Origin of the sequence: Haloquadratum walsbyi C23 (assembly GCF_000237865.1) — an archaeon.
GTDB lineage: Archaea > Halobacteriota > Halobacteria > Halobacteriales > Haloferacaceae > Haloquadratum > Haloquadratum walsbyi.
The window spans coordinates 2,287,550-2,301,132 of sequence record NC_017459.1 but is presented as its reverse complement, the minus strand read 5'-3'; the positions used below and the strand labels follow the sequence as shown (position 1 = coordinate 2,301,132).

17 protein-coding genes and 1 tRNA gene are annotated in these 13,583 nt (G+C 48.5%); 9 read left to right on the top strand and 9 right to left on the bottom strand.

Annotated elements, in window-relative coordinates:
* Nucleotide 1: 1 nt before the first annotated feature.
* The 3 genes from idsA3 to HQRW_RS10205 all read left to right on the top strand — a co-directional run bounded on the left by idsA3 (nucleotide 2) and on the right by HQRW_RS10205 (nucleotide 3,884).
* Nucleotides 2–1,048: a geranylfarnesyl diphosphate synthase gene (gene idsA3 / locus HQRW_RS10215; protein WP_014556522.1), complete on the top strand. Its 1,047-nt coding sequence runs from the start codon at nucleotides 2–4 to the stop codon at nucleotides 1,046–1,048.
* A gap of 409 nt (nucleotides 1,049–1,457) precedes the next feature.
* Nucleotides 1,458–3,212: a glutamate--tRNA ligase gene (locus HQRW_RS10210; protein ID WP_049892304.1), complete on the top strand. Its 1,755-nt coding sequence runs from the start codon at nucleotides 1,458–1,460 to the stop codon at nucleotides 3,210–3,212.
* Between the two features lie 27 nt (nucleotides 3,213–3,239).
* Nucleotides 3,240–3,884: a cyclase family protein gene (locus tag HQRW_RS10205; protein ID WP_014556520.1), complete on the top strand. Its 645-nt coding sequence runs from the start codon at nucleotides 3,240–3,242 to the stop codon at nucleotides 3,882–3,884.
* Between the two features lie 443 nt (nucleotides 3,885–4,327).
* On the opposite strand, the gene HQRW_RS10200 is transcribed toward HQRW_RS10205, so the two are convergent.
* Complete coding sequence (locus tag HQRW_RS10200) at nucleotides 4,328–4,813, bottom strand: DUF456 domain-containing protein (RefSeq protein ID WP_011572104.1); 486 nt, start codon at nucleotides 4,811–4,813, stop codon at nucleotides 4,328–4,330.
* Nucleotides 4,814–5,232: 419 nt separating this feature from the next.
* Between HQRW_RS10200 and rpl7ae the strand changes: the two genes are divergently transcribed.
* From rpl7ae to ndk, 4 genes are read left to right on the top strand one after another with little or no spacing between them, the layout of a single operon-like run.
* Complete coding sequence (gene rpl7ae, locus HQRW_RS10195) at nucleotides 5,233–5,595, top strand: 50S ribosomal protein L7Ae (RefSeq protein WP_011572103.1); 363 nt, start codon at nucleotides 5,233–5,235, stop codon at nucleotides 5,593–5,595.
* A 6-nt stretch (nucleotides 5,596–5,601) separates the two neighbouring features.
* On the top strand, nucleotides 5,602–5,826 hold the full coding sequence (locus HQRW_RS10190) for a 30S ribosomal protein S28e (protein WP_011572102.1): 225 nt from the start codon (nucleotides 5,602–5,604) through the stop codon (nucleotides 5,824–5,826).
* Nucleotides 5,827–5,829: 3 nt separating this feature from the next.
* Complete coding sequence (locus HQRW_RS10185; protein WP_011572101.1) at nucleotides 5,830–6,021, top strand: 50S ribosomal protein L24e; 192 nt, start codon at nucleotides 5,830–5,832, stop codon at nucleotides 6,019–6,021.
* Nucleotides 6,018–6,494 (top strand): nucleoside-diphosphate kinase, encoded by a 477-nt coding sequence (gene ndk / locus HQRW_RS10180; protein WP_011572100.1) that lies wholly within the window; start codon nucleotides 6,018–6,020, stop codon nucleotides 6,492–6,494. Before HQRW_RS10185 ends, ndk begins: the two co-directional genes overlap by 4 nt.
* Nucleotides 6,495–6,688: 194 nt before the next feature.
* On the opposite strand, the gene HQRW_RS10175 is transcribed toward ndk, so the two are convergent.
* From HQRW_RS10175 to HQRW_RS10155, 5 genes are all read right to left on the bottom strand, one after another.
* Nucleotides 6,689–7,783 (bottom strand): methionine synthase, encoded by a 1,095-nt coding sequence (locus tag HQRW_RS10175; protein WP_014556519.1) that lies wholly within the window; start codon nucleotides 7,781–7,783, stop codon nucleotides 6,689–6,691.
* Nucleotides 7,783–8,853, bottom strand: a complete 1,071-nt coding sequence (locus HQRW_RS10170; RefSeq protein WP_049892302.1) for a 5-methyltetrahydropteroyltriglutamate--homocysteine methyltransferase — start codon at nucleotides 8,851–8,853, stop codon at nucleotides 7,783–7,785. Before HQRW_RS10170 ends, HQRW_RS10175 begins: the two co-directional genes overlap by 1 nt.
* 64 nt (nucleotides 8,854–8,917) lie before the next feature.
* Nucleotides 8,918–9,556, bottom strand: coding sequence for a HemK2/MTQ2 family protein methyltransferase (locus HQRW_RS10165; RefSeq protein WP_014556517.1), 639 nt, complete (start codon nucleotides 9,554–9,556; stop codon nucleotides 8,918–8,920).
* On the bottom strand, nucleotides 9,553–10,443 hold the full coding sequence (locus HQRW_RS10160) for a 16S ribosomal RNA methyltransferase A (RefSeq protein WP_011572096.1): 891 nt from the start codon (nucleotides 10,441–10,443) through the stop codon (nucleotides 9,553–9,555). The genes HQRW_RS10165 and HQRW_RS10160 overlap by 4 nt, the downstream gene beginning before the upstream one ends.
* Before the next feature lie 129 nt (nucleotides 10,444–10,572).
* Nucleotides 10,573–11,133, bottom strand: coding sequence for a DUF420 domain-containing protein (locus tag HQRW_RS10155; protein WP_014556516.1), 561 nt, complete (start codon nucleotides 11,131–11,133; stop codon nucleotides 10,573–10,575).
* A gap of 127 nt (nucleotides 11,134–11,260) precedes the next feature.
* Here HQRW_RS10155 and HQRW_RS10150 point away from each other — a divergent pair.
* Nucleotides 11,261–11,345, top strand: a tRNA-Leu gene (locus HQRW_RS10150).
* 50 nt (nucleotides 11,346–11,395) lie between these two features.
* Nucleotides 11,396–12,142, top strand: a complete 747-nt coding sequence (locus HQRW_RS10145; protein ID WP_065757389.1) for a tyrosine-type recombinase/integrase — start codon at nucleotides 11,396–11,398, stop codon at nucleotides 12,140–12,142.
* Between the two features lie 69 nt (nucleotides 12,143–12,211).
* On the opposite strand, the gene HQRW_RS10140 is transcribed toward HQRW_RS10145, so the two are convergent.
* The 3 genes from HQRW_RS10140 to HQRW_RS10130 are packed head-to-tail and all read right to left on the bottom strand — an operon-like array spanning nucleotide 12,212 to nucleotide 13,427.
* Complete coding sequence (locus HQRW_RS10140) at nucleotides 12,212–12,706, bottom strand: zinc ribbon domain-containing protein (protein ID WP_014556514.1); 495 nt, start codon at nucleotides 12,704–12,706, stop codon at nucleotides 12,212–12,214.
* Nucleotides 12,707–12,737: 31 nt separating this feature from the next.
* Complete coding sequence (locus tag HQRW_RS10135; protein ID WP_149031549.1) at nucleotides 12,738–13,037, bottom strand: hypothetical protein; 300 nt, start codon at nucleotides 13,035–13,037, stop codon at nucleotides 12,738–12,740.
* A 42-nt stretch (nucleotides 13,038–13,079) separates the two neighbouring features.
* Complete coding sequence (locus tag HQRW_RS10130) at nucleotides 13,080–13,427, bottom strand: hypothetical protein (protein WP_014556512.1); 348 nt, start codon at nucleotides 13,425–13,427, stop codon at nucleotides 13,080–13,082.
* Nucleotides 13,428–13,583 lie beyond the last annotated feature (156 nt).

Below are 13,583 nucleotides of genomic sequence, written 5' to 3'. Positions count from 1 at the left end.
AATGAGTTCGGACGCGACGGAGAAACGGGTGCTCGAGGCTGTGCGTGCACGCCGGACGCTCGTCAACGATGCCTTGGACACGGATGTCCCGATGCAGTCACCCGAACGACTCTATGAAGCAACGCGGTATTTGCTTGAGGCTGGCGGGAAGCGTCTTCGTCCGACTGTGGCATTACTGACTGCCGAATCGCTTGCTGATGTTGACCCACTGACAGCCGATTATCGGTCATTCCCTGCACTTGATGGGAGTGAAGTTGATGTCATGTCCGCAGCAACGAGTATCGAGGTCATTCAATCATTTACATTGATCCATGATGATATTATGGATGATGATGACCTCCGTCGCGGTGTTCCCGCAGTCCATCGCGAGTATGACACCGAGACGGCAATTCTTGCTGGCGATACGCTTTATGCAAAGGCATTTGAGTTGCTCTCAAATACTGGTGCAGATCCAGCAAACGGTGTTGCTGCTGTGAGTCGGCTTGCAACAACATGCACACAAATCTGTGAGGGTCAAGCACTTGATGTTGAGTTTGAACATCGTGATGCGGTTCTTCCTGAAGAGTATCTTGAAATGGTTGAACTCAAAACGGCTGTGCTGTATGGCGCTGCAACCTCAACAACAGCATTGTTATTGGATGCAGACGCGGATGTTGTCGATGCATTGTATCAATATGGTATTGATGCCGGTCGAGCATTTCAGATTCAAGATGATGTACTAGATCTTACTGTTCCCTCTGAGCAATTGGGCAAGCAACGTGGGTCAGATCTGATTGAGAATAAAGAGACACTAATTACGCTTCATGCACGCCAGCAAGGCATTGATGTTGAATCGCTACTTGAATCGACTGATATTGATGCTGTCTCGGAAGCAGCCGTTGAAAATGCCGTCGCAACACTCGATGAGGCTGGTTCAATTGAATATGCGAGTAACACCGCAACAGATCTGGTTGAGCGGGCGAAAAACCATCTTGAGGTACTTCCAGATAATGATGCGCGCTCGCTTTTATGTGATATTGCTGATTATCTAATTACACGAGGATACTAAAATCAAACCGCTCACTCGGCTTTTTGTTTCTCATCTTTTTGAATCTGCTCTTGATTGCGGCTATGACCGTCATTAGACATCATGAGTGATATCCAGATTGTAAGACACAACGTGATGTTGTCGAACACGACTTCTGACAGTTTGCGGGCTTACCGTCTTCGCCATCCTGAACTCCTCGGACTTCTGTAACGCTTTCCTCTCCTGACCGCCTTCGCTTTGACTTTGACTTTGACTTTGACTTTGCGTCCTCACCAAGCGAGCAGCACGGGCGGGGAGGGCAAGGGGAGTTTACGCACGGTACTCACTCCGTTTGTGTCCAGTTCGGCTCACACATTCATACTGATACTATCGTCTATCTCATAATCCGCGTTTGTTTTTACTGGGGAGATTCGAGTGAAATATAATGACTATTGACGACGAGTTACGCGACCGAATTAAACGGTCTGCGAAAAAGCATGCACTTCTCAATGCAGTCAAACACGAGAGCGACGCCGAAGTCGGAGCAATAATGGGTCCGCTCATGGGCGAGAATCCAGAATTCCGTCCACATGGCGATGCGATTCCTGGAATTGTTAGCGGTGTTGTCTCTCAGATTAATGATCTTTCAGTGGATGAACGCCGCAGTCGACTTGAGACAATCGCTCCAGAAGCCCTCACTGATATCGAGTCTGAGGATACCACCGACACATATGACCTTCCGTCACTTCCAGGCGTCAGCGATGACGAACCCACTCAATCGGTTCGGATGCGAGCAGCACCAAATCCAAATGGTCCATGGCATATTGGTCATGCCCGAATGCCAGCGGTCATTGGAACATACAGCAATCGATATGATGGATCATTCATCATCCGATTTGACGATACCGACCCTGAGACGAAACGCCCAGATCTTGATGCCTACGACGATATTCTTGAAGATGTCGCATATCTTGGATTCGAACCGGATGATGTTATCCGTGCATCTGACCGGCTTGAACTATATTATGCACGCGCACGAGAGTTGATTGATGCTGGCGGAGCGTACACATGTTCATGCTCAGGTGAGCACTTTTCAAAATTAAAAAATGCTGGCGAGGCATGCCCACATCGCGAGAAATCTGTTGATCAGACACAGACTGAATTTGAGGCGATGATTCATAATGAGTATTCTGCTGGTGAAATGGTATTGCGTGTTCGAACCGATATCGAACACAAAAATCCTGCACTTCGCGATTGGGTGGCGTTTCGGTTAATTGACACACCCCATCCTCGACCGCAAGCAGCCGATTACCGCTGTTGGCCGATGCTTGATTTTCAATCCGGAATTGATGATCATGAAACGGGTGTTACACACATTATTCGTGGAATTGATCTACAAGACTCCGCAAAACGACAGCGATTTGTATATGACTATTTTGACTGGGAGTATCCTGAAGTCGTTCATTGGGGACATATCAATGTTGATGAATATGATGTTTCACTGTCAACATCGACACTCACCGAGAAAATCGAGACAGGCGAATTGGACGGATGGGATGACCCGCGTGCACCAACATTACAGAGTCTTCGCTGTCGCGGGATCAAAGGAGACGCAATTGTTGAGGCGATGATAAACCTTGGAACATCGACAACAAATGTTGAGTTATCGATGAGTTCGATATATTCGAATAATCGACAACATATCGACGCCAAGGCAGACCGGTATTTCTTTGTTCGCAACGGTGAAACGTTCACACTTGAGACAGCATCAGAAGACACGATAGCCGGACATCCCCCGCTCCACCCAGATAATCCTGAACGCGGCGAACGAATGGTGCCGGTCACTGATGGAATCACAATTGAGCCCGCGGACGTTCCAGCGGATGGAGACCGTGTCTGGCTGAAGGGCTATGCCTGCGTCCGACGTGATGATAATCACTTCAGGACAACCAATGATGGGATTGAGGTGGTACGGGAGGGAGATGTCGATGTGATCCATTGGGCACCTACCCCTGAATCATCAGCATCGATTTCGGTCCGGATGCGGACGCCAGACGGTGATATCACTGGGATTGCTGAACCTGATCTGACCGATGCTGAAATTGACGATATTGTCCAGTTTGAACGCGTTGGATTTGCTCGTATCGATACCAAAGACGAGCAATCACTGGATACCGATATGACCGTCTACTGGACACACGCATGAATTTATTTCAGGTAATATACTTTATCAATGTTTCCTGATGAATCTGCAGTGATTGATCTGACACGACCGATTGAATCATCAATGCCAGTTTATCCTGCGGATCCACCGGTCGATATCACCGCACATGCAGATATTGAGACTGACGGATATCGTGTATCGACAGTTACTCTCGGGACGCACACAGGGACGCACATCGATGCACCATCACATACTGAGCCCGACGGGGAATCGATGGAGACATTTACACCACGTGAGCTCCAGTTCAGTGCTCATATCGTTGATTGTCGGTCATTCGAGGCAAACACACTAATCGATCCATCTGTCCTTCCACCGCTCACTGACTCTGCAACGACTATTGATCTCATTATCTTCCACACCGGATGGGAAGATGCATGGGGAACTTCACAAATGACTGATTATCCAGCACTCGCCCCTCAAACGGCTGAGCAATGTGCTGCAGCTGGTGTTGCTGTTGCAACCGATGCGATGAGTCCTGATCCGACTGGCGACGGTGGAGTTCCCGCCCATCATGCATTATTGGGTGCCGGTCTTCCGATCATTGAAAATATCTGTAATCTTGCCTCACTTCCCAATAAGACCGCTGAAGTGCTTGTTTGTCCACTTCGTATTGACGCCGATGGTGCACCAGCGCGTGTGATTGCGTGGTCATAATGAATTAGATTTGACAACATCTCCGCCTGAAGGGGAGAGATTCCTACGGTTCTATACCACTGGGTTTGGATGGGGACAGTTTGGAGACGCCTTGACGACGGCTACTGGTTGTGCCGAAACCGGTGCTGCTATTCCGGCACGGGATTCGGAGGTACTTCTTACTGCCTGCACCCTATTTCAATATAGAAGATGATATTTTCAAGTTAAATCGAGGAAAACTCGATATTGGCTGATTGTGAGGACAGGTTTAACATCGGTTTGACACGTCCAACGTAATTCGTGTGGGGGTTGTCGGATTTATCTCCGCGCGAAAGCGCGAGGCTCTCTCCTCGCACTTCCCTAAATCGTGTTCAGGCGACCAAATTCATACTTACGACATAAAAGATATAATCGCGTGCGGACAGCAGTAGTCCAAACTACCATAGTAATATCAGATATTGAACTTATGTGAATATGATGATCCCAAGGGTGAGAAACATGCCACCGGTCATAACAAACTGAATAACTGTTGAGGCAAGAACGCCACCTGTTGCGGCAAGGGCAGCTCGCATGCTCGCTTCGCTATCGGCAGATTGTGCGAACTCGATTATAAAAACCGTGCCTGCCAGTCCGATAAGAAATCCAGCAGGACCCGTAATAAATAACAGACCAATCCCAACGACGACCGCCATGCCAGTCGTTATTTTTGATGCACCACCTATATGTGCGGCAAGTGCCCCACCAGCAAAGTCAACGACAGCGGTGCTGACACCAACCAATAACAGTACTGCAAGAATACCTATTTGTGGCTCAGTGAACCCGCTCGCCCACCAATACGTCAAAACACCACTTATTGATATAATCGCACCAGGAATAAGCGGTATCACACTTCCGATCACGCCCACTCCGGCGAGAGTAAGCGCAATCCATCCCCAAATTGAGACCGTCACAGCTATATCTAAAATATAATTTTAATTACCCACATGTAAATAAACTGATTCAATAGTGAATTTGTCTCAGATGAGAATATAGATTAATCACACCGACCGGGTGAATAGCCCCCAGGCGCAGTGGTACAGGATTTCTGTTGCTGTTTAATTATGAGACATATTACATTACTTGGGAATATATTTATAAGCCTAATCATTCTTCAATTTTGAGAAATCATCGGCGCACGACTCAGCGCTTCTTAGACCACCGCGATGCAGCATGTGTCGGTTTCGCACGCGACACCGGCATTGAAAGCGTTTTTATGCAATCCAAGATTAAATCTGTTTACGACCTGCACGGGGTTGATGATACTCCTCGCCGTCAGGGACCGATTCGCCGGCGTGGCAGTCGAGCCCGCGAGCAGGGATGGAGAATACCAATGCCAGTTTATGTAGAATTTGATGTACCGGCTGACCTTGCAGATGATGCTCTTGAAGCACTCGAGGTCGCTCGGGACACGGGAACGGTAAAGAAAGGAACGAATGAAACAACCAAAGCTATCGAACGTGGGACTGCTGAACTTGTCCTGGTTGCTGAAGATGTCTCTCCTGAAGAAATTGTGATGCATCTTCCAGAACTCGCCGATGAAAAAGGCATTACGCTCGCCTTCGTTGAAACGCAAGACGAGATTGGACAAGCAGCAGGACTTGAAGTGGGCTCTGCTGCTGCTGCCATCATCGACGCTGGCGAGGCAGACAGTGATGTCGATGATATCACAGCAAAGATTGAGGAACTTAGATAACCGATCATGAGCGCTGAAGAGACCGCGAGTGACTCAACTTCTGCGGAGATAATCGAGATTGTTGGCAAGACTGGGATGCATGGCGAAGCAATGCAAGTTAAATGCCGCATTCGGGAAGGGTCTAATCAGGGTCGTATTATCACACGCAATGTGCTTGGACCTGTCCGTGAGGGGGATGTGCTACAACTTCGTGAAACACAGCGAGATGCTGACTCAATTGGAGGTCAATAACTGATGGTTGAAACACGAACATGCGACTTTTCTGGTGAAGAAATCGAACCTGGAACCGGGACAATGCTCGTCAAGACCGATGGGACAATTCTTCATTTCAAAGATTCAAAAGCCGAGAAGAACTATCGTCTCGGTCGCGAACCCCGTGATCTAGAGTGGACTGAGGCTGGGTCCACTGGAGACGCAAACGAATGAGCGAGGAAGCACCAGTTCATGAACGAACTTTTGTGATGGTCAAACCTGATGGTGTCCAGCGTGGACTCATCGGTGAAATCATAAGTCGCTTCGAAGACCGGGGGCTCACGCTTGTTGGTGGAAAATTCACTCGGCTTGATACTGAAGTCGCACGCGATCATTACGGTGAACACAAAGACAAGCCATTTTTTGATGATCTCGTGTCATTCATTACTGCCGGTCCAGTGTTTGCGATGGTCTGGGAAGGTGCAGACGCAACCCGACAGGTCCGGTCAATGGTCGGTGAAACAGACCCCGCTGAATCTGCGCCAGGAACAATCCGCGGTGATTATGGACTTGACCTTGGTCGGAATGTAATCCATGCATCTGATCATGAGGATGAGGGGGCAAATGAGCGCGAAATCCAACTGTTCTTTGATGAGTCAGAACTCTATACATACGAACGGATTGATGACCCGTGGCTGTATGAGTAAATAGGGAACTACCCAACTCTACTCGCTGCGTTGCTACTTAAAGAAGGAGGCTTAGCGCCCTCTCACAGCTAAACGCCAAGCAACGCGAGTTCCCAGCGCTACTATGCGTGGGGCATTTCACAAGGATAGTACAAATTGTCACCGTAATGAGATAAATTATAGATAAGTCGGAACAAAATCTACGTACTTATGCGCTAGGTTGAGTCGGCTTGCGATGCGATTGGTGGGTCCTCAACAGCTGGAATTGCGACATCGCCGGCATCAAGTTCAGCTTCAATTTCACGAGTAGCTTGCACCATATTTGCCATTTTCTCACGAGCCATTTCTCTTGGCAACAGCTTAAGCCCACAGTCTGGTGAGATCGTGAGCCGCTCAGGCGGAACGACCTCAAGTCCACGTTTGATATTCTGTTTTATTTCTGTCACAGTTTCAACGGTTGCATCATGAGCATCAACAACTCCAAGTGCAAGATCCGGTTCGAACGCAGGCTCAGTGAACACCTCAATTTGTTCATATCCATCATTACAGAGTTCGACATCAAACTCATCAATCGGGAACTCATTGATCTCAGGGTAAATCCGTGAGTAATCTCCATAACAGACATGGAGACCGATTCGAACATCAGTGCTGATATCGTCAACAATTCGCTCAAGGGATTCGCCAACAATCGCATAATCACCTGGTGTGGTTGCAAGTGCAGGTTCGTCGATCTGAATATATCTCGCACCGGCGTCGACAAGTCGGCTTACCTCTTCGTTGACGAGCTCGGCTAAATCATACGCAAGATCCTCTTCGGTATCATATGCCTCATTAAATGACCACCGAGCAAGCGTGTATGGTCCGGTAATTGGTACCTTTACCGGCCGGTTTGCTACATCCGTGGTGAAGTTGAACTCATCAACCAACCATGGCTCGTCGTATTCGACCTCAGACGTAACAGATGGCTTATTGAAATAATTATGCCCCCACACTTTCACCGGTCCATTGAATTCATACCCCGGGACTCGGTGTGCAAAGTACTCAACCATCTCTTCACGTCGCATCTCACCATCGACAACCGTGTCAAGTCCAGTATGTTCGTGCTCTTTCGTAATGAGACGCGCTGCATCATCGTGTGCCTCAGTCAAATTATCCGGATCAAACGTTGATCTGTCTTCATCAACAAGATCGTTCGCGCGGTTGAGCCACTTTGGCTTTGGATAACTTCCGACAACAGTTGTCAATAAGAAGTGATTTGAATCATGGTCATCTGGACGGAACTGCGCGCGGTTATCAGCGTTACGTGACATTATGCTTCAACCTCTGTTTCCGTTGTTGCATTTGGACTATCCGTTGTTGCGCCTGCTAATGCAGTGAGCTTTTTGCGATGTTTGTTTACAGGTAAATAAAACGGCTCAGCACTGGTGGTGAGATAAACAGTATCAAACTCAGTTGATGGGACCTGATTTTGGAACCAACTCGCACGTTCAGCCAGTGTTTCTGAGGACTGAACAAGTGTATTCTGCCCATCGGCGACCCCAAGAGCGATATCCGTGGTAACGCCATATTCAGTGACGTTGTATAGCGTCTGTTCTCGCTCACCCGCGACGATATCAAACCCAAGTGCCGATACTGATGCATCCATAAGATACGCGTATGTCTTCTCATCCAACGCGCCGAAGTAAGTGTATACAATAACCTCCGATTCGGTCGCATCTGCGATGTTTGAGATTGTCTCTGAGACAAGCGGTGCAATGTCGTCATTTGGAGCAGCAGTTACAAGCGATGGCTCAAGTAAAAACAAGGTTTCATGCGACGGCAATGCTGCAGCCTCTTTTGTAAGCAATTCCCCTATTGCTGAGAGGAATGTTGCCTCATCTGGATAATAATTGTTCGTAGCAAGATCGGCTAATGAGTATGGACCGGGGAGAACCGCCTGAAGCGCAGTGTCACCTCCAGGAGAATCAGAGTTGGATTCATTATTTGCGTTAATCTCTGTCAGCGTCTCCGCGGTTGCTGCTAATTCATCTGCAATATCTCCTGTTGGGGTGAGCTCACCAGTCACCCGTGGATCACGATAGAAATTATTGTTATCGTAATATCGAATAATACCACCAGTCTCAACATTATCATGAATTGTCAGCGGATGTGCAAGCATATCATCCCATCTGTGCTGACCGCCGACAATACGGTCAAATCCCATCTCAAATTGTGTTTCGATTGCCTCTGTTCGCGATGTATCATAGACTCCGCGGACTTCTGATGACTCATCGCCTGTGATTAAATCCTCTTTTTGATGACCCTTCAGATCCGATAACTCTGATTTCGCCCAGTCAGGAAGTGGAAACAATCCAGGCGATGTCGCTACATATTCGCTCATCATCCCAGATTATGTAATGACAGCGCTTAATATTTGCTAAAGCAATATATTCTCATGAGTTATATTATTGCTGTCTTAGTGTAAGGACTGAGAGTGTCTCAAACGGATATGATTCTTCAATCACGACTGAGTGTTCAAATCCAGCTGTCTCAATATATTGTGTTACCTCTTCATATCCAGCTAAGGAGCTGACAAGGACTAATCCAATGCCATCAGGCGCGAGAACGCGATTAAGTGAGTCGATAAATGGCTCAATTACCTCTCGTCCAGATGGTCCACCGGAAAGCGCATGCTCCATCCAGTCATCCCATTCGACATCTGGATCTGTCGGAAGATACGGTGGGTTGAACGCAACTGTTTCAAAACTGTTTGCATCGAATGGGGTGAGAAGATCTCCCTGAATAACTGAGACCGGCGTTGTAGTGTCATCAGACGATGCTGCTCGCTGCGCAGCGGCGTGACATGCGTGTGGATTTAAATCACTCGCAACGATCTCTGTGACTGCATCAACGTCCGCTGCAGTTGTGGTTGCGACCCATCCAGAGCCGGTCCCAACTTCAAGAAGGCGTCCTCGACCCTGTTCATGAATTGCGTCAGCAAGAAGTGCTGAGTCTTCGGCGGGCTGATATACTGTTGTTTCAATCTTACGTCGTTCAGCAAGTGTTGAATCAATTGTATCGCTGTGAGCCTCTTCGTTCGTCATTTTCCTTTTTCAGCAGCAATTGTTGCTAGTTCAGCAAACTCGCTTGGTGTCAGATCACCTGCTCGTTGAGACAGTAATGCCTCATCAGCGGCATTGACGACTGCGTCAGGAGTATCAAGCATCGAGATATGCGCCGTATTTCGGATTGCGTTTCGAACTGTCTTCCGCCGCTGTGTAAACACTGCCTTCACAAATCGAAGAAAGAATGTCTCATCTGTAACCGTGTAATCGGGGTCTCGTGGCTCTGCACGGATGAGTGCACTGTCAACTGCTGGTTCAGGTGCAAACGCAGTCGGTGGGACCGTTTCAACTACTTCAACAGTGGCATAATGCTGTGCACTCACTGAGAGCCGACCATATGCGTCTGTTCCAGGATCAGCAGCCATTCGCTCACCAAACTCGCGTTGAACCATGACAATGAGCGGACAGTCAGCTGGAAGAAGCTCGAATAAAATCTCTGAAGAAATGCCGTACGGCAGGTTTGAAATGCATGTCGTGAATGCCGGAAGTGTCACTTCCAATGCGTCGCCTTCGATAATATTGAGTCGCCCGTCATCAATCATAACGGCGAACTCCTCACGAAGGAATGCAGCAAGTGTTGCATCGCGTTCGATAACAGTGACAGTATCACCAACAGCCAATAACCGATCAGTGAGTGCACCTGTTCCGGCTCCAATTTCGAGAATGTGTGTTGTATCTGTGCTATCTAATAGATATGTTGGGATGCGATCTAAAACCCGATCGTCAATCAGAAAATGTTGATCAAAGTTTGGGTCGCCTGACACACCAGCCCGGCGACGAAGAGCATCAGGATCTCGAAAATCCTCCCCGGTTAAATCTACGGGGGTAGTTGAGTCGGGGTCGGACCCAGAGGTCGCATCTGTCATTGGATACTATTCCTTGTTGGAGATGCTAAACTTTCTTGTTCCCTCTTGACTTCAGACTAGTACCGATGAGAATACTCAGATATATATAATTTTACTCAGCCATTATTTTCTCATTATCGGTGTAATTGGTTAATACACAACATATAGCATTACATAGACGACATTTCCCAGCACAAATGAAATAAGCCACAATGAAGCGGCAACTCGTCCAACGATTTTATGTCGAGATTCATAGATTGCTTCAATTGGTCGTGAAAGTGCAATAAGTGCTACATAATATAGTAAGGGGATACAAACTATTGCCAGAAGAATATGCACCGCAAGCGTTGGCATATAAATATATTGATAGATAACGTCAGGTCCAAGAAACTCTGCTGGACCCTTGAGAATGACTTTATATAAATATAAAATAAGAAACATAATGAATAATCCAACCGAGGTCAACATCATCGCACGATGTCGACGCACATTCCCATGACGAATAAATCGGACCCCAAGTAGAATCGTCATGACTGCGATGGTGCTGATGATTGCATTTATATGTGGAATTAATTCAATGAGTGGTTCTGGGGCTCTTGGGAGTGAAGACTGAGGAATCACTCCAAGGACAGCAGCAAAAACAGCAGCAAGTGAAAGGATCGTCAACGCCGCAGTAAGTCCTGGTATATGATTACGGATACGCAAAGCCATATTCAGTCGAATGGTCGTCCGTGATTAAACAATATTGGCTGTGACTCAATGACGCTGCCCCGACCGAAAGGAAACTACTATAAATTACCATAAATAAATTTCGTCTGCGTAAGACGTGATATTACAAGCGTGGGTAGCCAAGCCAGGCCAACGGCGCAGCGTTGAGGGCGCTGTCCTGTAGAGGTCCGCCGGTTCAAATCCGGTCCCACGCATACCTATTTTACCACCGTGTTCAATTTTTCAGGACCGATAGGAAAGACTACTGATGGACCTACCAATCGATCTGAAACGCTGTGACATTAGCTTAAACGGCGATTTGGACCCTGGACGGAACATCCCAGTGGTGCCAAAATCGCACGAAGGCGTATTGACCGAGAGAGAACTGGTAGACCACAAAGACCAGCGAGTGAAGTTCTCGTCATGGCTGTTGAACTTCGGGAAGTCCCCAGACAAGGACAAAGGCTACTCCGAGTACACAGTCTACTCCGATGCATATCGAATGGCAAAGTTCGACAAGTGGGTCTGGATAGAGGGTGACGGCTACCGATACCCCCCAGATGAAGTCAGTAATGTCAGAGAGTCATGGATTGATACCGATAATGCAGTCCTACGAATCCCGAAGCAGGAATCGTCAAAGAACGTCGGAAACTGGACCGTGAGCCTAACCGAGCGGACGGCAACAGCGGTGGAACGGTGGAAAGACGAACACCAGCTGTACGGCCGATACACGAATAGTCATCTGCTCTGGTTGACCAGTCAGGGAAATCCCTATAGATCAAAGAGTCTCCGGTGGCTCCTACATCAGCTCTGCGACGAGGCTGGGGTCGAGACGGGCAATCGGTCTATGTCGTGGTACACGATCAGACACTCAGTTGGGACACTCATGACAAAGGAGAGGGACCTTGCGGTCACGAAATCCCAGCTTCGTCACAAAGCCCCGAAGACGACGATGAAATACAATCAAGTGCCTGTAGAAGATCATCGAGATGCGCTGGATAAGATGGGCTAAAGTCGGACTCGCTCTCGTATCGTCTCGCTCTATCTCTTTTTGTCTGGATGCCCGTTGGGGTTTGTTGGTTCACGACAGATCGTGACCACAATTCGGGCAGAAACTCTCGTCGCCGTCCAGCAGATTGAGACACTTGACACAGATACGATTGCTTGGGGAGATGGCGATGTCTTCGAGAAAGTCCATCGCAGTCTGTGACTCAGCACCTGGTCCATAACCATCGGCGTAGCCCGGAAGCGTTGACGCCCACCGGACGGTTCCCTCGTTATCGACGACCGCAACGTTCCCCGCAATGTCGAGCTTGCCGTAGCGTTTGAATCCCTCTGAGGGAATCGGCTCGATGGACTCGTTCAGGGCATGGTTACGCTTGAGGTCGCGCTTGTAGACCTCTTCGCGTGTCGAAGCCTGCACCTCGCCGGGGAAGTCTGTGATAGGTCCGTGCTGTTCGTTGATCCGGTCGGTCTCAACCGGGATGTCGTGGTTGTCGTGGACCTTCTCCAACAGCCGTAGCACGTGGTTGTGCAACTCTCGAATGTCCGAGTCTGCGTAGTAACGTAACTTCATGACTGTACCCAGACAGGAACTCTCTTGTGGCTCACTCGAATCCCGCTTCGTACAGATACTGATAGTCCGCAACAATAATTTTGATGTCCTCTTCGGACAGATCGTATTCTCGGTACTCGACAATCGCCGTCACAGCTTTCTTGAATTTTGTTGTGTTTTCGAATCGTATGACAGTATTCCAGCCGTACGCTTCCTCATAAGCAAGGACAGTCAACACGCTCTCGGTCACGATCAGCAAGTCCCGCACGTCCGAGACCTCATCGCCGTCAAACATGCTATCGGGTGTCGCTGGGAGCAATAGGAACTCGTCTCTGCTCCGTGACGTACTCACAGCTTCAGCAGGTGTGAGCGGTCGATCCGGGCTCAACCATTGTTACTCTTCCTCACCGGCGGCTATACGATCTGAAAGACTCTCAGCAAGCCACTCGTTGGCAATCCCGCTGGCGTGGTCTACCATTTCGTCGTGAGTCATGTCCTCGGTATTGAACGAGTTATAAACACGCCACTGCTCCTCGGTCGGATCGAATACGACCACGTGAGTTTTTGATTCCATCGCCAGCAGAAACACCTCGATAGTGCCCGGTGTCGAGCCAGGAAAGCCCATCGCTCCGCGAATTTTCGGACTATCGCTTTCACCGATCTGCTTCACGATGTTATCCGTAATCGGTTGGCTCGGAAGCGACGAGAGAAATTTCGGTGATGTGTTTGAGTCATTGGTCATACGATACGGTACTCGGAGAGTGTTCTTGAATCTAGGGACTCTTGATTCCCTTTACTCACGGAGATCTCAAAAAGTGGCTGACGGTACCGCCGCCGCTGTTGTCCGTAGTCCACTCCCGACCGATAGTCATCAATGGGTTTACAATATATCAAAACA